Annotated in this window: 12 protein-coding genes; 9 read left to right on the top strand and 3 right to left on the bottom strand. The window is 64.0% G+C overall.

Features of this window, described 5'->3' with window-relative positions; all coding sequences use genetic code 11:
* The first annotated feature begins 62 nt into the window (after positions 1–62).
* A complete protein-coding gene (locus tag G4223_RS04365; protein WP_241003940.1) occupies positions 63–650 on the top strand; it encodes a formylglycine-generating enzyme family protein in 588 nt (195 codons plus the stop codon).
* Positions 651–693: 43 nt separating this feature from the next.
* On the opposite strand, the gene G4223_RS04360 is transcribed toward G4223_RS04365, so the two are convergent.
* Positions 694–2727 carry a 3'-5' exonuclease gene (locus tag G4223_RS04360; protein ID WP_338086811.1) on the bottom strand — a complete coding sequence of 678 codons (2034 nt, stop codon included), beginning with the start codon at positions 2725–2727 and terminating at the stop codon, positions 694–696.
* Positions 2728–2878: 151 nt separating this feature from the next.
* On the bottom strand, positions 2879–3073 hold the full coding sequence (locus G4223_RS04355) for a hypothetical protein (RefSeq protein WP_163675524.1): 195 nt from the start codon (positions 3071–3073) through the stop codon (positions 2879–2881).
* A 197-nt stretch (positions 3074–3270) separates the two neighbouring features.
* On the opposite strand from G4223_RS04355, the gene G4223_RS04350 reads away from it, so the two are divergent.
* From G4223_RS04350 to G4223_RS04330, 5 genes are all read left to right on the top strand, one after another.
* The gene (locus G4223_RS04350; protein WP_205762371.1) at positions 3271–4020 is read left to right on the top strand and encodes a substrate-binding periplasmic protein; all 750 of its coding nucleotides are present in this window, start codon (positions 3271–3273) and stop codon (positions 4018–4020) included.
* Positions 4021–4114: 94 nt separating this feature from the next.
* On the top strand, positions 4115–4435 hold the full coding sequence (locus tag G4223_RS04345; RefSeq protein ID WP_163675518.1) for an STAS domain-containing protein: 321 nt from the start codon (positions 4115–4117) through the stop codon (positions 4433–4435).
* Between the two features lie 87 nt (positions 4436–4522).
* Positions 4523–6613 carry a methyl-accepting chemotaxis protein gene (locus G4223_RS04340; RefSeq protein ID WP_338086810.1) on the top strand — a complete coding sequence of 697 codons (2091 nt, stop codon included), beginning with the start codon at positions 4523–4525 and terminating at the stop codon, positions 6611–6613.
* Between the two features lie 109 nt (positions 6614–6722).
* Complete coding sequence (gene mobB / locus G4223_RS04335; protein WP_163675515.1) at positions 6723–7202, top strand: molybdopterin-guanine dinucleotide biosynthesis protein B; 480 nt, start codon at positions 6723–6725, stop codon at positions 7200–7202.
* 375 nt (positions 7203–7577) lie between these two features.
* Entirely contained in the window at positions 7578–8204 is a 627-nt protein-coding gene (locus tag G4223_RS04330) for a response regulator (protein ID WP_163675512.1), read from the top strand.
* Positions 8205–8323: 119 nt separating this feature from the next.
* On the opposite strand, the gene G4223_RS04325 is transcribed toward G4223_RS04330, so the two are convergent.
* Entirely contained in the window at positions 8324–11152 is a 2829-nt protein-coding gene (locus G4223_RS04325) for an Rne/Rng family ribonuclease (protein WP_476738486.1), read from the bottom strand.
* Positions 11153–11743: 591 nt separating this feature from the next.
* Here G4223_RS04325 and G4223_RS04320 point away from each other — a divergent pair.
* The 3 genes from G4223_RS04320 to prfB all read left to right on the top strand — a co-directional run bounded on the left by G4223_RS04320 (position 11744) and on the right by prfB (position 17230).
* On the top strand, positions 11744–13378 hold the full coding sequence (locus tag G4223_RS04320; RefSeq protein WP_163675506.1) for an N-acetylmuramoyl-L-alanine amidase: 1635 nt from the start codon (positions 11744–11746) through the stop codon (positions 13376–13378).
* Positions 13379–13514: 136 nt separating this feature from the next.
* Positions 13515–16019 (top strand): penicillin-binding protein 1A, encoded by a 2505-nt coding sequence (locus G4223_RS04315; RefSeq protein WP_163675503.1) that lies wholly within the window; start codon positions 13515–13517, stop codon positions 16017–16019.
* A gap of 95 nt (positions 16020–16114) precedes the next feature.
* Positions 16115–17230 carry a peptide chain release factor 2 gene (gene prfB, locus G4223_RS04310; protein WP_163675500.1) on the top strand — a complete coding sequence of 372 codons (1116 nt, stop codon included), beginning with the start codon at positions 16115–16117 and terminating at the stop codon, positions 17228–17230.
* The last annotated feature ends 75 nt before the right edge of the window (positions 17231–17305 follow it).

The following is a 17305-nucleotide window of genomic DNA, read 5'->3' as shown; positions in this document are numbered from 1 at the left end:
TCCTTGCCGGACTTCCATCTTTCCTTGGCGCCGCCGAGGTTTGGTGTGAAAAGTGTCCGGCCATGGTCGCGGTGCCGCCCGCTGCCGACGGCGCGACGGCGTTGTGGCTGAGCCGTTCGGAAATCACCTTCGACCAGTGGCGGGCCTGCGTCGATTCCGGCGGCTGTCGCGGGGGACAGGACGACCATGGCTGGGGGCGGGAAAACCGGCCGGTGATCAACGTCACCTGGGACGACGCAAACGCTTATGCCGCTTGGCTTTCACGGATTTCCGGCCATGCCTGCCGGCTGCCGACCGAGGCCGAGTGGATGCATGCGGCGTCGACGGGGGCCGTCACCGCATTCTGGTGGGGGAACGATCATGGCCAGGGCATGGCCAATTGCCGTGACTGCAACCCGAAACCCATCTACGGCAGCACGCCCGCAGGAACTTTTCCGGCCAATCCCTATGGGCTGGTGGACATGAACGGAAACGTCTGGGAATGGGTCGAGGATTGTTGGCAAGGCATTTCTGGAAAGTGTTCGCAAAGAACAATCAAGGGTGGCTCGTGGTATTATTATTCACCGAACGCCACCACCCAGGCCCGCGCACGAAACGATGCAGGGCAGGGCAGTTACAACATTGGCTTCCGTGTCGCCTGTTCACCTTGAGCCCAGGTGGAGCGGGCTGACGCGCCGGACCTTTTTTCAGGGGTCAAAGCTGTAATTGCCGCTGGTGCAATTGGACGTTGATGTCCAGTTCCTTGACCACCTGATCCAGCGTGGAGATGCCCCGTTCCTCGAGCATCTCGATCTGGCGCAGCAACACGGCCGCCGTCACCACGGCGTCGCCCAGCGCGGTATGGCGGTCGGTGATCTCGATGCCGAAGCGGTCGCAGATGGCATCCAGGGAATGGCCGGCATCGGCACCATCCAGATAATTGGACAACATCATGGTGTCCAATACCGGATTGTCGAAACGCACCCCGAATTCCCGTTCGTGCATGCGCAGGAACTTAAGGTCGAAGGCGGCGTTGTGCGCCACCAACACCGAATCGGCGGCGTAGGTCTTGAACTGCGGCAGCACCACGCCCAACGGCGGCTTGTCGCGGGCCATGTCGTCGGTGATACCGTGGAAACGGATGCTTTCCGGCGGGATGGGGCGGCCGGGATTGACGATGCGGTTGAAATTCTCGCCGGTCAGGATGCGGCCGTTGACCACGCGCACGGCGCCGATCTGGACGATCTGGTCGCCCTGGCTGGGCGCCAGTCCGGTGGTTTCCGTGTCGAAAACCACGAAGGTCAAGGCGCGAAGCGGCTGGTGACCGCGTTCGCCGATGGACCGGGTGTTGTCCAGCAAGCCGAGATCGTAGAATTCGGGACGGCTGGGCAGGATGCTGGGGCGGGGATGCAGCCGCGTCTCGACCCCCTTGCGCATGGGCAGGCACAGCCACGAGCGGCCGGTGCGATGTTCCTGGCGAAATCCGTCGCCGGCATGGTGGACGAGCACGTCGCGTACGGTCATCCCCCCCAGCATGGGAAGCGGTTTGCCCAGCCATGCCTCCAACGCCGGCCGGGCGGCGGTGGCGCCGCCCCAGCCCACTTCCAGCCAGCATTCGTCGCCGTTTCCGGTGGCGGCCAGATCGATTTCCGCCAGGCCGAAGCGTTCGGAAATCTGGCGGATCAGGGCCTCGACCGCCAGCGCCAGCGAGTGGGAATCGGCATGCAGCCACAGCGGCAGGCCGGTCACCGAGACCTTCAGGTCTTCGCCCTCGAACCGCCGCGCCACCAAGCCGAAAAAGTCGCCGGAATGCAGGTCGGTCATCGGCCACCATTCGGCCAGCGCCCGCTGATAGCCGGCGGTGACGCGTTTCACGGCCTTGTCGATCTGTTCCGCCTCGTGCGCGACGATGGACGGGTTGTCGGCGGCGACCCTGAGGCGGAGCAGAGGTTGTTCCAGTTCCTCGGCGACCTCGCGCAACAGCGCGTCGCGACGTCCCAGCGCCGCCACCTGAGGACCGGCATCGACCATGGTCACCACATAGCCGGTGACTTCGTCGTCGGGGCCGTGAATCAGGGTCATACGGGCTTGCAGCAGCATGTGGCCGTCGGTGGTTCCGGCCAGGAACGGCGTGCCCTTTCCGGCCAGTTCCGCGCGATGGACCAGCATCTCCAGCATGTGGACCACCGGATCGCGGGCCACGGTCTCGAACAGCGAGCGGCCCAAGCCCAATTGGCCGGAATCGACCAGCATGTCCATGGCCACCGAATTATAAAGAACCACCTGATGGCGCAGGTTGCAAACCACCACGCCCTCGTGCAGATCGTTCAGGATGGCGGCCAGACGGGCGGCGGTTTCCTCGGATTTGGCGGTGGCGCGGTCCAGTCCTTCGGCCAGTTCCTTGCGCAGATGGCCGATGCGCGCGGTCAATCCGTTCAGCGATTCCGGCAATGGTGTCAGGATGGCGTAACGCGCGGGATCGACCGTGTCGCGGTTGCCGCCATGGGCGATGGCGCGGATGTCGGCGGCCAGTTGTTTGGCCTTGCGCACCACCAGGAAATCCACGACCTTCCACGCCAGGGCGAACATGACCGAGGCGCCGGCCAGGGCGACCATGGCCAGGGCGTTCAGCTTCTCCTGGTTGACCTCTCCCTGCGACAGGGAATACGCGCTTGCGATGACAACGGCGACATTCGCGACAAAAGCCGCCAACAGCCAGGGGAATGGCCCCCGCCAGGTGTTGGGCACGGATCGTCTCCTCGGACCTGTTCTTATCGTTCTTTTTCTTATGTCCGGCCGCCGCGTTGGACGGACGGAAGCGGGTTCTCGCCACCGGCAACCTTGGTGGACGCGAACCCGCTTGCGTCATATTGCATGAACGTCGTCGTGCTGCACAAGCTTAGGGAAGCGGGTGGATGCCGTCGGTGATCAGGTCAAGTGTCGAGGCCACCGACACGCCACGGTAATAGTTGCTGAGCAACAGGCGGGCGTCCACGCCCAACGCCTTGATGGAGCGGCCGTGACGATCCATCAATCGGGCGTCAAGGTCGGCCTGCCACAGGGTGAAGCCCGAATCGAACAGCGGGTAAGACATTTTCTTCTCCGTTCCCTCCCAAGACGGGAGGCACGAAGGACAAGATGCGCCGCTAATCCGGTGGCAAAACGGCACGATCATGGCGAAAAGGCGGCACTTTTTCTGGACTGCCCCACACAAATACGTTTCAATTCGCCACGCGAGTTAAATCATTCCAAGAATAGGGGTGGGATGCTGTGGTCAAACGAATACTCGTGATGATTGCACTTGTCCTGGCGAGCTCTTCTTCGGTTGTCCGTGCGGCCGATGTCGTGCGAGTCGGTGGCTACGATTTTCCCCCTTTTGTCGAGACGGGGGCCGGCGGCGCGCCCTCGGGCTTGAGCGTTGACTTGATCGCGGCGCTCAACAAGGCTCAGTCCCAATACGAGTTCCGCTTCGTCACGACCTCTGCACGGCGGCGTTATGCCGATGTCGAGGCGGGGCAGTTCGACCTGATGTTTTTCGAAAGCCCGGAATGGGGGTGGGCGGCCAGAGGGGCACCGGTCGACTTTTCCAACGTCTTCCTGAAAGGGGGCGAGGTTTACATCGCTCCCGCCAAGTCGGGGCGGGGTCAGGAGTGGTTCGACGACCTCAAGGGGAAACGGTTGGTCGGTATCCTTGGCTACCATTACGGCTTTGCCGGCTTCGAGGCCGATCCCGACGCGCTGGCGCGGACCTGGGGCATGAAGCTGCTCAACAACCATCGCTCCAGCATCGAGATGGTGCTGGCCGACCGCATGGACGTGGCGGTGGTGACCGACGCCTATCTGTGGGCCTATCTGTCGCGCAATCCCGCCGCGCGCGAACGGCTGTTGATTTCGGACCGTTACGATCAGCATTACAATCATCGTGTTCTGGTCCGCCGTGGCGGTGCCATCGACGTCGATACCGTCAACCGGCTGCTGTCGACCCTGGAGCAGAACGGCACCTTGGCCGCGTTGTGGAAGGCCGCCGGGGTGGTTCGCTAAGCGTTTGACATTATTGTTAAAAGATGGGGCGGTGCCTGGAGGTGGGCGCCGCCTTCTGTTATGGCTCTGGCGGATGTTCACCGTCGAGGCCCCCATGCACACGCATCTCGAAAGCTTTTCCGATTCCCTGGTCGTCACCCTGAGCGGCCGTTTGACCTTCGCCGAGAACGGGGCTTTTCGTCAGGTGGTGGAAGACTTGGCGGGCAGCGATCGTCTTGCGGTGGTGGTCGATCTCGGGGGCCTTGACTTCATGGATTCGGCCGGCATGGGATTGTTGCTGGTGGCTCGCGACGTGGTGGCCGCGCGGGGGGGGCATGTCAGCCTGCGCGCGGCGCAAGGACAGGTGGCACGCATGTTGCGGTTGGCGAAGTTCGGTGACTTTTTCACCTTGGATTTCGAATGCGCACAGGTTTAACCGAAGGGTAAGGGAGTTGTCACATTGCCGTCATGACGGCTTTCTATAGTCGGGCGCGCACCTCAACCCGTACAAGGGGCCCCCACGGTGACTGACGACGCCACCACCATCGACGAGGTGATTGCCCCGGTTGCCTCGCCGGCCCGCTTCTCCCTGCCTTCCTGGTTCAAGCCGCTGTTGGTCCGCCTGGGGGCGTTGTGGCGGCATGGCGAAGTGCCTGGATTGGCGAACATCTCCATCGGCCGGCGACTGGCGTTGCTGGGCGTTTTGGCTTTGATCGGCGCGGCAAGCTTCGGCGTGGCCTATCATCTGGCCGAGCGGCGCATCGACAGCATGTTGGTGACCCAGGATGGCTATCGCCGCCTGAACGATCTGGCTGGCGACGTGCGGGCCAAGGTCGCGGCCTTGCAGAACCACCAGGAACAGTTCCTGCGCGAACGGGACGAGGCGCGGGCCAAGGACTTCCGCCAGGATGTGGCGTTCGTGGCACGCAGCCTTGACGCCATGCGGGCCTTGCCCGAAGCGGCGGGCATGGCCTCGAACCTGGCCGAGTTGAGTGCTGGCGTGGCTGCCGCCGCCCAGCGTTTCGAGGCGGTTTCCCACCGGGTGGGGGAATTGGGGGCAAGCGAGGCGCAGGGATTGCGCGGCCGTCTGGCCGCTTCGGTCAAGGCGGTCGAGGACGAGTTGAAGATGTGGCCCAATGCCGGCCCCTTGATCCCCGAGATGCTCCAGATGCGTCAGGCGGAAAAGAATTTCATGCTTTATGGTGGCGAGACCTACCTTAACCAGCATCGCCAGCACGCCAACCAATTCGATTTCGCCCTCGACGCCTCAAGCCTGCCGCCGTCCACCCGCGATGATTTCCGCAAGTTGCTGGCAGCCTATGGCGACGACATGCAAGCCTTTGCCGCCGGCACCATGGCGCTGGGCGAGGACGTCGCCGATCTGCGCCGCCAGTTCCGTGCCTTGCAGCCGACGCTCAACCAAGTGTTCGCCTATGCCCGCGAGGGCATGGCCTCGGCCATCGCCCAGCAAGAAGAAGTGCGCGCCGCCACCTCGCGTCTGTTGGCGTTGTTCGGCGTGATGGCCGTGTTGTCGTTCGGTGCGGCCGTTCTGGTGTTGGCCCGGTCGGTCACTCAGCCCGTGCGGATGATCGAAGAGGCCATGGAACGGTTGGCCGCCGGTGACCATGGCGTCACCGTGCCCGGCATCGCCCGCCGGGACGAGATCGGCGACATGGCCAAGGCAGTCGCGGTGTTCAAGGACAACGCCATCGCCATGGTGCGGATGCAACAGGAACAAGACGCCATCCGTGCCGAAGCCGAAGCCACCAGCCGCCAGCGGCTGATGGTTTTGGCCGACCGTTTCGAAGGTGCGGTCAAGTCGGTGGCCGATTCTGTCAACCGCAACGCCCAGGCGATCACCGCCACCGCCGAGGGCATGGTCCGGCACGAAGGCAACGGCGAAAACCGTTCGCTGTCGGTGGCCGAAGCCGCCGATCAGGCCCGCCGCACGGTGGTCGCGGTGGCCGAAGCGGCCGACGACCTTGCCGCCAGCGTCGGCGACATTTCCGCGCTGGCCGCCGAAACCTCGCGGGTGGTGCGTCAGGCGGTGTCCGAACTGGACCGCACCAACGCCCGTGTCCGCGGTTTGTCCGAGGTGGCGGGAAATATCGATCGGGTGGTCAACCTGATCGGCGACATCGCGGCGCGCACCAACATGTTGTCGCTGAACGCCACCATCGAGGCGCAACGGGCCGGCGAAGCGGGCAGGGGATTTGCCGTGGTCGCCGGCGAGGTCAAGCATCTGGCCCAGAAAACCAGCGAATCCACCCGTGAGATCGCCGACCAGATCGCCGCCATCCAAAGTGCCACGGCGGAAACGGTGTCGGCCATCGGCGATGTCGGCAGCGCGGTGCGGCGGATGGACGAGATCGCCGCCCAGGTGGCCGAGGCGGTCAACCGTCAGGGTGGGGTTACCGACAAGATCAGCCGTTGCGTGGATCAGGTCCGCCACGACACGGCCTGCGTCACCGAAGGCGTGGTGTCCGTCACCCAATCCGCGGCCCGCTATTGCGGCGCGGCGGTACGGGTGATGTGGGCGGCCGACGATCTGGCGGGGCCGGCGGCCAACCTCAAGGACGAAGTGGACGGTTTTCTCAGGACCATCCGGGCCTGATGGGTTTTTGCCGGATTAAGGTGGGGCACCGGTCTTTCGAATCGTGTTAGGAATCCGAAGGAGATGGTGTGAGGACCATCCCTCGGATTTTCTGTGTCAGGCTGCCTCCATGAAGATATTCGGCGTCGCCGGCTGGAGCGGCAGCGGCAAGACCACCTTGATGCTTCGTCTGGTTCCGGCCTTGGTGCGTCGTGGCGTTCGTGTCGCCACGCTTAAGCACACCCACCATGATCTGCGTTTCCAAGATTCCGAAAGCGTGGCGGCGCTGGAAGCTGGCGCGGTTCAGGCCGTGGCGCTTTCGCCCCGGCGGGCGACGATGATGACCAGGGCCGAGGCGGTGGATCTGGAGGATTTGCTGACGCGGGTGCGGGACGCCGATCTGGTGTTGGTCGAGGGATGGAAACGTTCCGGGATTGAGAAAATTGAAATCGTCGCCCCCGGTGCGAATGAGTCCCTGCTTCATCTAGATCAACCACAAGTTGTTGCCGTGGCCTGCGACTTCCGGGGCGAAGTCCACGGCCTTCCCTGCTTTCGCCGCGACGATGTCGAAGCTATCGCTGATTTTATATTATCTCGTATTGGTTGCTAGTTTCGTGTGCCTGTCTTGTCCTGCAAGGGGGGTGTCAAGCAAGTTCACGGTTCTGTTTTGATTGTTGTTAGTATGATGTGGTGTCAATGTTTTGTTCGCATGTGATGTTTGAATGTATTCTTCTGGATGAGGAAGTCAGTTTTCTGTTTTGTGTGTTGCGATTATTTTCAGATTGTAAATCTGTATCCGGCGTTGTGTGGATAACTACTTTTGTTGAATGGTTATTTTATCCTTGTTTGGCTGTGGTATCTTTTATAAAAGCTGTTTTCTGATGGCTTTTTTCGAACATCCTGTGTTGCGAGGCGGGAAAGAGTATGTTTAAAGTTTCTTCGGGGGCAGAGGGAGGCCATTGGTCCGTGCAACGGGGGTCCGGTAATGAAAGTTCTGCTCGCCGATGACCACGCCCTGTTTCGCGAGGGTGTTCGGCTGGTTCTTGAAAGTTTGGTCGATGGTCCTCTCGATGTGGTCGAGGCGCCTGATTATATTCAGGCCTTGGCGGCTGTGCGTGGCGATTCGGCGGTAGACGTCGCTCTGGTTGACCTCAACATGCCCGGCATGGATGGGTTTTCCGGCATCGAAGCGTTGAAGCGTGCCGCCCCCAGCCTGCATCTGGTCGTGGTTTCCGCTTCCGAACAGCCGACCGACGTCCGGCGTGCGTTGGATGCCGGGGCGCATGGCTACATCACCAAGGCGTCGTCCAGTGCCGCTATGCTTGAGGCGATTCGTCTGGTGCTGAGTGGGGAAACCTTCGTCAGTCCTGGCCTTGAAGTTCCCGACGGCCTTTCGGCGGGGGGCGACGTTGACACCGTACGTGCGTCGTTGACGCCACGTCAACGTGATGTCCTGGCCATGTTGCGCCAGGGGAAGAGCAACAAGGAAATCGCCCGCGACCTTGATCTGGCCGAAATCACGGTAAAGCTGCATGTCACCGCGATCTTGCGGGCGCTGGGGGTGGAGAACCGAACCCAGGCGGCGATCATGGCGTCCAAGATCGGCCTGTGATCCTTCTTTGCCGTGTTCTGTGAAAGGCGCCTCCTGGCGCCTTTTTTCATGGGGCATTGTGTCCCGAAACGAAAAAGGGCGCCTTGCGTGAGCAAGGCGCCCTTTTGTCAGGACACGAACTAGGACAGCAGCTTGTTCCACCAGCCCTTGCGCGCCGGCTGGACCGGGGCGGGAGCTTCTTCCTCAACGGAGGTGGCCGGTGCTTCCGTCATCACCGGTTCGGCCGGCGTCTCGGGGGCTACCACAGCCTCCGTGCTTGCGGACGGGACTTCGGCAGCGGTTTCGCTTTCAGCTTCGACCTTGGCTTCCACCTCGGCGGCGACGGCTTTCTTGGCACGGGTCCGCTTGGGTTTGGCCGGAGCTTCGCCGGCTTCCGCCTCGGTTTCCACCTTTTTGGTGCGGGTTCGCTTGGGCTTGGCCGGGGCTTCGGCCTCGGTAGCCTCCGTCGTCTTGGCGGCCTTCGGTTCAGCCGCCTTCCTGGTGCGGGTCCGCTTGGGCTTCTCAGTGACGGCCTGACCCTCGGCTGTGTCTTCGGCGGCAGCCGGTTCGGCGACTTCGGGCTCGGCGGTCTTGCGCGGGGCACGGCGGCGGCGCGGCTTCTCCTCGGCGACGATGTCGGCGTCTTCGGTCGAAGACACGACCACAGCTTCGGCTTGGACCTCGTTTTTGCGGGCGGCTTCGGCTTCGGCCGCGGCCTCGGCACGGGCGAACACGTCGGCGACGGCGTCGGGATTGGAGATCAACTCGCCCCCAGGGATGGCCGGCGGCGGCACGGCGGCATCATCGTGCTCGACGCCTTCACCGCCTTCACCGTTTTCGCGGTTGCGGCGACGACGACGACCGCCCCGGCGGCCCCGGCGGCGCTTGCGGCGATCGGCGTCACCTTCGCTTTCGCCTTCGCCTTCGCCTTCGCCTTCGCCCTCTGCGGCGGTGTCGGCATCATCGCCTTCGGCATCGTCCTCGGCACCGTCTTGATCGGCGGCGTCGGTTTCTTCTTCGCCGTCGCTTTCCTCGCCGCTGGCGAGATCCAGTTGCGACGGTTGTTCACCCGGCCGCCGCTTGCGGCGGCGGCGGCGGCGGCGCTTACGGCTTTCGGCGGATTCGCTACCATCGACGCTTTCGCCCTGTGTGCGCTCGCCGTCCTCGGAAGCGTCCTCTTCCTCGACGTCCTCTTCCTCTTCTTCGACCACGGCGGCCGGCGGCGGTACGTCAAGGGCGACGGGACGAACCTCGTCGGGGCGGTTTTCCGCCTTGATCCGTTCCATGCGCAGGGCCGGAGGAATCAGGCTGTCGTCACCCAACAAGAAAACCTGGAAGTCGTAGCGGAGTTCGATGGCCGCCAAGGCGTCGCGCTTCTGGTTGAGGATATAGAGCGCGATCTGGGACGGCACGTAGACCGTGACCTCGGACGAACGCCGGCGGATTCCTTCTTCCTCGATGGCGCGCAGCACATGCATGGCCGCCGATTCCACCGACCGCACCAGACCGGTGCCGCCGCAATGGGGGCACGGCGCGAAGGTGGTTTCCTGAAGGCTGGGGCGCAGACGCTGGCGCGACAGTTCCAACAGGCCGAAGGCGCTGATCTTGCCCACCTGGATGCGGGCGCGGTCGTCCTTCAGCGCCTCTTTCAGGCGGCGTTCGACGGCGTGGTTGTTGCGGTTCTCCTCCATGTCGATGAAATCGATCACGATGAGACCGGCAAGGTCGCGCAGGCGCAATTGGCGGGCCACTTCCTCGGCCGCCTCGAGATTGGTCTTGAGCGCCGTCTCCTCGATATGGCGCTCCTTGGTGGCGCGGCCCGAGTTGACGTCGATGGCGACCAAGGCTTCGGTCTGGCTGATGACGATGTAGCCGCCCGACCTCAGTTGCACCACCGGCGAATGCATGGCGTCAAGCTGGGCCTCCACCTGATAGCGGTGGAACATGGGCATGCCGGGGTCCCGGTACGGCTGGACCTTCTTGGCATGGCTGGGAGTCAGCATGCGCATGTAATCCTTGGCCAGACGGTAGCCTTCGTCGCCGTCCACCAGCACTTCGTCGATGTCGCGTGAATAAAGATCGCGGATCGAGCGCTTGATCAGACTGGCTTCCTCGTACACCGAGGCAGGGGCCGACGACTTCAGCGTCAGGTCGCGGACCTGATCCCAGGCGCGCAGCAGATATTCGTAATCGCGCTTGATCTCGGTCTTGCTGCGCTCCGAACCGGCGGTGCGCACGATCACCGCCATGCCTTCGGGACAGTTCAGTTCCTGGGCGATGGCCTTGAGGCGGCGCCGGTCGGTGGTGCTGACGATCTTGCGCGAGACGCCGCCGCCGCGCGCGGTGTTGGGCATCAGCACGCAATAGCGGCCGGCCAGCGACAGATAGGTGGTCAGCGCCGCGCCCTTGTTGCCGCGTTCTTCCTTGACCACCTGCACCAGCATGATCTGGCGGCGCTTGATGACTTCCTGAATCTTGTAATTGCGCAAGAGCTTGGCGCGGCGGCGCTCCAGTTCCTGTTCGCTGGCGTCGTCGCCGCCGACGCTTTCGACGGCGGTCGGCTTGGATACCTGTTCGGGGCCGCCTTCGCCTTCGGCCGGCGTCTCGCCGGTTTCGGTGCTTTCGCCGTTCTCGTCACCGGTCGCTTCGGTCGATACCGTTTCGTGTTCGGAATCGCCGTTGCTTTCGCTCACCGCCGCTTTCTGGGCGGCCAGCAACGCCTGGCGGTCGGCCACCGGGATCTGGAAGTAATCGGGGTGGATTTCGCTGAAGGCCAGGAAGCCGTGGCGGTTGCCGCCGTAATCGACGAAAGCGGCCTGGAGCGATGGCTCCACGCGGACCACCTTGGCCAGATAGATGTTTCCCTTGAGCTGCTTCTTAGTGCTGGTTTCGACGTCCAGTTCTTCCAGACGGGTGCCGTTCACCACGACGACCCGGGTCTCTTCCGGGTGCGTGGCGTCGATAAGCATGCGTTTGACCATTAAATCCTAATCTCCGTGGCGCCGCCCGCGACGCCACAGGGCGCGCAGGGCGGGGATGTGCAAAAGCGAAGCCGGCGGCGCCTGCGGGCGGTTCCTCGGTCGATGCTGAGAAAACGGGCATTTGGCGGAAACCTGTCACGGGCATCACGCCCGGCTTCGAAAGGGTCAGCGACAAGGTCCGCCATCCCGTCTCCGTGAAAGCTTCCTGCTCCGAATGCCGCGCCGAACATTGAACGAAACGCATTGAACGTAACGTGCGTCGGCGCGCGGAACGACGGCTTCACGTGTCCCGGCGGGCGGGACTCCTGAGACGGCGAACTTATGAGACGACAAGATAGCCAGTGTGGGGTGTTTCGACAATCATCTTGTTGTGGTGGTCCCGGCAATTGGCCGCAACGGCTGGATATCGTGTCCATGTGTCCCGAAGAGTCTGTGGAATCAATGCCTTTTGGGTTGAACTTGAGTCTCTGTCTGCGTTATAGCTGTTGGCATTCGGGATTGGGTGTCCGCACAAGGATGAGGGGCGTGGTGGTCCGGGGGTTCAGACGTCTTACCGTCTTGGCGGCGATGATTGTGGCCATGGTCGCGTTGACCTCGGCCGATGTCTGGGCGCGTGCCACCGCTACCGGTTTGCGGCTGGCCAGTCATCCCGACGGAATCACCCGTCTGGTGGTGGATCTTTCCGAAGGAATCGATTTCAGCACCGCGTTGTATGCCGATCCCTATCGTCTGGTGATCAACACGCCGCCCATGGGCTGGAGCGCCGACGCCGCCGTCAAGCGGCCGGTCGGTGCCGTGCGCACCTTGCATTATTCCGAGGATTCCCTGGGTGGCCGGGTGATGGTCGACCTCAAGGCTCCGGCCGTAGTCAAGTCGTCGTTCGTCATCCCGCCGCGTGACGGTCAGGGCTGGCGGCTGGTGCTCGACCTTCAGGCCGCCAGCCGCGACGCCTTCCTGGCAGTTGCCGTGCCGTTGCCGGCGCGCAAGGTTGCCAAGGCCGCCGTGCCGCCGGCACGGCCCATCGCCGCTCCGGCGGCACGACCCATCGCCGCTCCGGCGGCACGACCCATCGCCGCTCCGGCGGCACGACCCATCGCCGCTCCGGCCGCCGCGCCGGCCGAAGCGCCGCGCACCATCGTCATCACCTCGCCCCAGGTCGAAGCTCCGGCGCCTGCGCCTGCTCCCGTTTCTCCGCCGGTGGTCGCCGCCGCGCCCGTCGAGCCGCCCAAGGTGGTTCCGGTCGCCAAGGCCGCACCGGTCAAGGACGTTGAACCGCCTCAGGCTGTTTCGTCACGGTCGTCGATCAGCTTGCCGGTGGCCCGAAGCGGTGGTCCTGTCCTGTCGGCACCGGTGCCGCCGCCGCTGGCGTCGTCGCCCTCTCAGGAAAACGTCGCCCAGGCCGTGCCCGCCATGGCCGCGCCCCAGCCGGAACCGGCGCCGATCGTTACCAAGGTGTCGGCGCCCTTGCCCGCGCCGCAGCCCATGGAACCGATGGCGCCGCGTGAAATTCCCGCCGACGGCAAGCCGGTCGTGGTCATCGACCCCGGTCATGGCGGTGTCGATCCCGGCGCCATCGGCGTTTCCGGCATCTATGAAAAATACATCACCCTGGCGGTAGCCCGCGAACTCAAGGCGCAATTGGAAAAGAACGGCCGCTACAAGGTCCACCTGACCCGCGACCGCGACATCTTCATCCGCTTGCGCGACCGTATCGCCATCGCCCGGCAGTACAACGCCGACCTGTTCATCTCGTTGCACGCGGACACGGTGTCCAATGCCCAGATGCGGGGATTGTCCGTCTACACCTTGTCGCAGAACGCCTCGGACTCCGAAGCTCAGGCGCTGGCCGACAAGGAAAACAAGGCCGACCTGATCGCCGGCATCGACCTGTCCCACGAATCCGCCGACGTCGCCAACATCCTGATCGATCTGGCCCAGCGTGAAACCATGAACCGCTCGGCCGGTTTCGCCGGCGGCGTGGTGGAGGAGGTCGGGCACGACGTCACGCTTTTGGGCAATACCCACCGTTTCGCCGGTTTCGCCGTGCTCAAGGCCCCGGACGTGCCATCGGTGTTGATCGAGGCCGGCTATCTGTCCAATGAGGTCGAGGAACGCGCCCTGCGCCAGCCGGAATACCGCGTCAAACTGGCCAAGGGCATCGCCCGCGCCGTCGACCGTTTCTTCCTGCAAGGACAAAAGGCCCGCCGCCCCTGACGGTCTTGTCACGGGGCGCCGGTTCCGTCGTTTGCCCCGCCGGGCCTTCGTTTGCCCTGTCGGGCCTTCGTTTGCTTGACGGGGCGGGGTGAACGGGGTTACCACCGCCCGACCGGCCTTTAGCCGAAATGGATCCATGCTCCGCTTCATCGCCATCCTCTTCAGCCTTGTCTTCCTGCTGGCGGTTTCCGCGGCGGGCGGCGCGCTTTATCTGTTCTGGCATTACGGCCGCGGCCTGCCCGACTATCACCAGTTGGCCCATTACGAGCCGCCGATCACCACCCGCGTCTATGGCGGTGACGGTCGTCTGGTCGCCGAATACGCCGTGGAAAAGCGCGCCTTCGTGCCGCTGAACGCCATTCCTCAGCGGGTGGTCGACGCCTTCCTGGCGGCCGAGGACAAGAATTTCTACGAGCATGCCGGGGTCGATCCTTGGGGGGTCGCCCGCGCGGTGATCGTCAACCTGCGCAACAAGGGGCTGGGGGCGGATCGCCGTCCGGTCGGCGCCTCGACCATCACGCAACAGGTCGCCAAGAACTTCCTGCTGACCAACGAGGTGTCCATCGAGCGTAAGATCAAGGAAGCCATCCTGGCCTTCCGCATCGAACGCGCTTTCACCAAGGACCATATCCTCGAGCTGTATCTCAACGAGATATATCTCGGCATGGGCAATTACGGCGTCGCCGCCGCCGGGCTCAACTATTTCAACCGGGCGCTGGGCGACCTGAGCGTGGCCGAGGCCGCCTATCTGGCGGCGCTGCCCAAGGCGCCCAACAACTATCATCCCGTCCGTCACGCCCAGGCCGCCAAGGAACGCCGTGACTGGGTCATCGGCCGCATGTACGAGGATAACCGCATCACGCGGGCCGAATACGAGGCGGCGGTGGCCGAACCGTTGGTCATGCGGCCGCGCGACGAGAACCAGATGATCGTCGGTGCCGATTACTTTGCCGAGGACATCCGCCGCGACCTGGTCGCCCGCTATGGCGAGGAGGCGTTGTACAAGGGTGGCTTGGTGGTGCGTTCCACGGTGAACGCCGACCTTCAGGCCCACGCCTCCAAGGTGCTGCGCGAGGGGCTGGAATCCTATGACCGCCGCCACGGTTGGCGCGGTCCGGTGACCAAGATCCAGGCCGGACAGGGCTGGGCCCAGCGTTTGGCCGCCGTGCCCTATCCGGCCGGCGGCGAGCCGTGGGAACTGGCGGTGGTGCTGTCGGTGTCGGAGCAGATGGCCGGCATCGGTCTGCGCAACGGTTCGACCGGGGTCATTCCGTTCTCGGCCCTGAGATGGGCCCGTCCGACGCTCAAGGAACAGCATGTGGGCGCCCCGCCGCGTCGCCCCGCCGACGTGCTTCAGCCCGGCGACGTGGTGCTGGTCGAGGAAACGGCCAAGGGCGACGACGGCAAGGCTTTGCCGGCCGGTTCGTATGCTCTGCGCCAAATCCCCAAGGCCGAGGGCGCGCTGGTGGCCATGGACCCGCACACCGGACGTGTGCTGGCCATGGTCGGCGGTTGGTCCTATTCGAAAAGCCAGTTCAACCGCGCCAGTCAGGCCATGCGCCAGCCGGGGTCCTCGTTCAAGCCGTTCGTCTATCTGACGGCGCTCGAGAACGGCTATACCCCGTCGTCCCTGGTGCTCGACGCGCCCATCGCCTTGCCGCAGGGGCCGGGCCTGCCGTTGTGGCGTCCCAAGAATTACGGCGGCGACTTCCTGGGGCCGACCACGCTGCGCGTCGGCATCGAAAAGTCGCGCAACCTGATGACCGTGCGTCTGGCCCAGGCCGTGGGCATGGACAAGATCGCCGACTATTCCAACCGTTTCGGTATCTACGACAACCTGCCGCGCGTGCTGTCCATGGCCTTGGGCGCCGGCGAGACGACCGTTCTGCGGTTGACGGCGGCTTATGCCATGCTGGTCAACGGCGGCAAGAAAATCACGCCGACCCTGGTCGATCGCATCCAGGACCGCCAGGGCCGAACCATCTTCGTCCACGACAAGCGCTTCTGCGAGGGGTGCTGGCCGGTGCAGTTCGCCAACCAGGACATGCCGCGCCTGCCCGACATCCGCGAACAGATCGTCGATCCGGTGTCGGCCTATCAGATGGTGTCGATCCTGGAAGGTGTGATCCAGCGTGGCACCGGCCGTTCGGTTTCGGTGATCGGCAAGCCGCTGGCCGGCAAGACCGGCACCTCCAACGACAGTTTCGACGTGTGGTTCGCCGGCTTCTCGCCCGATCTGGCGGTGGCGGTGTTCGTCGGTTTCGACGAACCGGGCACCCTGGGGCCCAAGGAAACCGGCGGCAGCGTCGCGGCGCCGATCTTCCGCGACTTCATGTCCTATGCGCTCAAGGACAAACCGCCGACGCCGTTCCGGGTACCGCCGGGGGTGCGTCTGGTCCGCGTGGACGCCGGCACCGGCCGGCCGGCCATGCCCGGCGATTCCCGCGTGATCCTGGAGGCGTTCAAGTCCACCGACCCCATGCCGGACGAGGACGAGCGCGTTCTGGAGGGCGAGGGAACGGAAAGCTTCAGCTTCCAACCCTTGCCCGAGGAAGGCGCCGACGCTCCGGCCCATGGTCTGGTCGCTCCGGTGGCGCCCCAGGCCCCGGTCACGGCCCCCATGCCGGGGGGGTTGTACTAGCTGTTTTGGGGGATTGTTGCCAATCTCGCGGCCTTCCCCTAAAACTGCCCTTCTGTTGAATTTGGACCTTGTGGTCCGTTTGGAAAGGAAAAGCCGTGCGCGCCGAGATCGAAGCGCTGGCCCAGGATGTTCGCAACTCCGTGGCCCTGCTCAAGCGTCACCTCAATTGGGACGAGGCGCTGATGCGCCTGGACGAATTGAACGCGGCGTCCGAGGATCCAAATCTGTGGAACGACGCCGAGCGTGCCCAGAAGCTGATGCAGGAGCGCACCCGCCTGGATGCCCTGGTCCAGGGGTGCCGCAGCATGGAAAACGAAGTGACCGAACTGGTCGAGTTGATCGAATTGGCCGACATGGAGGGGGACGCCGCCGTCGCCGCCGACGCCGAGTCCCAGTTGCGCGCCGTCAAGGACCGCGCCGGCAAGATGGAACTGGAAACCCTTCTGTCGGGCGAGGCCGATTCCAACGATTGCTACGTGGAAATCAATGCCGGCGCTGGCGGCACCGAGGCCCAGGACTGGGCCGAGATGATGCAGCGCATGTATTTCCGTTGGGCCGAGCAGCACGGGTACAAGGTCGAACTGGTGGAAGAGACCGCCGGTGAAGCGGCGGGCATCAAGTCGGTGACCATGAAGGTCATCGGCCACAACGCCTATGGCTGGCTGAAGACCGAAGCCGGCGTGCACCGTCTGGTCCGTATCTCGCCGTTCGACAGCAACGCCCGGCGCCAGACCAGCTTCGCTTCGGTGTGGGTCTATCCCCAGGTGGACGACACCATCGACATCCAGATCAATGAAAGCGACTGCCGTATCGACACCTACCGCGCGTCCGGCGCGGGCGGTCAGCACATCAACAAGACCGATTCGGCGGTGCGCATCACCCACATTCCCACCAACATCGTGGTGGCCTGCCAGACCGAGCGTTCGCAGCACCAGAACCGGGCGCGGGCCTGGGAAATGCTGCGTGCCCGCATGTACGAGGCCGAATTGCAAAAGCGCGAGGCCGCCGCCCAGGCGTTGGAAGACACCAAGACCGACATCGGGTGGGGTCACCAGATCCGTTCCTATGTGCTTCAGCCTTACCAGATGGTCAAGGACCTGCGGACCAACGTCGAAACCTCGGACACCCAGGGCGTGCTGGATGGCGACCTGGACCAGTTCATGGCCGCGTCCCTGGCGCATCGCATCCAAGGCGCGGAACAGGATTCCTGAGAAACCGCCCTGACAGCGTTTGAATTGCCGATGGCGGGACCTATATGGGTCCCGCCATTTTTTTTCCGAACGGGA

Source organism: Magnetospirillum aberrantis SpK (assembly GCF_011022235.1).
GTDB lineage: Bacteria > Pseudomonadota > Alphaproteobacteria > Rhodospirillales > Magnetospirillaceae > Magnetospirillum > Magnetospirillum aberrantis.
The sequence above is the reverse complement of the archived record's forward strand: the minus strand, read 5'-3'. Positions and strand labels throughout refer to the sequence as shown.

What these genes read in the sequence shown, in the direction of transcription:
- G4223_RS04355 (WP_163675524.1), bottom strand. Translation starts at nt 3,073, where the DNA reads ATGTCTTACCCGCTGTTCGATTCGGGCTTCACCCTGTGGCAGGCCGAC.
- G4223_RS04315 (WP_163675503.1), top strand. Translation starts at nt 13,515, where the DNA reads ATGCTCCGCTTCATCGCCATCCTCTTCAGCCTTGTCTTCCTGCTGGCG.
- G4223_RS04345 (WP_163675518.1), top strand. Translation starts at nt 4,115, where the DNA reads ATGCACACGCATCTCGAAAGCTTTTCCGATTCCCTGGTCGTCACCCTG.
- G4223_RS04365 (WP_241003940.1), top strand. Translation starts at nt 63, where the DNA reads ATGGTCGCGGTGCCGCCCGCTGCCGACGGCGCGACGGCGTTGTGGCTG.
- G4223_RS04325 (WP_476738486.1), bottom strand. Translation starts at nt 11,152, where the DNA reads ATGCTTATCGACGCCACGCACCCGGAAGAGACCCGGGTCGTCGTGGTG.
- G4223_RS04330 (WP_163675512.1), top strand. Translation starts at nt 7,578, where the DNA reads ATGAAAGTTCTGCTCGCCGATGACCACGCCCTGTTTCGCGAGGGTGTT.
- mobB (WP_163675515.1), top strand. Translation starts at nt 6,723, where the DNA reads ATGAAGATATTCGGCGTCGCCGGCTGGAGCGGCAGCGGCAAGACCACC.
- G4223_RS04350 (WP_205762371.1), top strand. Translation starts at nt 3,271, where the DNA reads ATGATTGCACTTGTCCTGGCGAGCTCTTCTTCGGTTGTCCGTGCGGCC.
- G4223_RS04320 (WP_163675506.1), top strand. Translation starts at nt 11,744, where the DNA reads ATGGTCGCGTTGACCTCGGCCGATGTCTGGGCGCGTGCCACCGCTACC.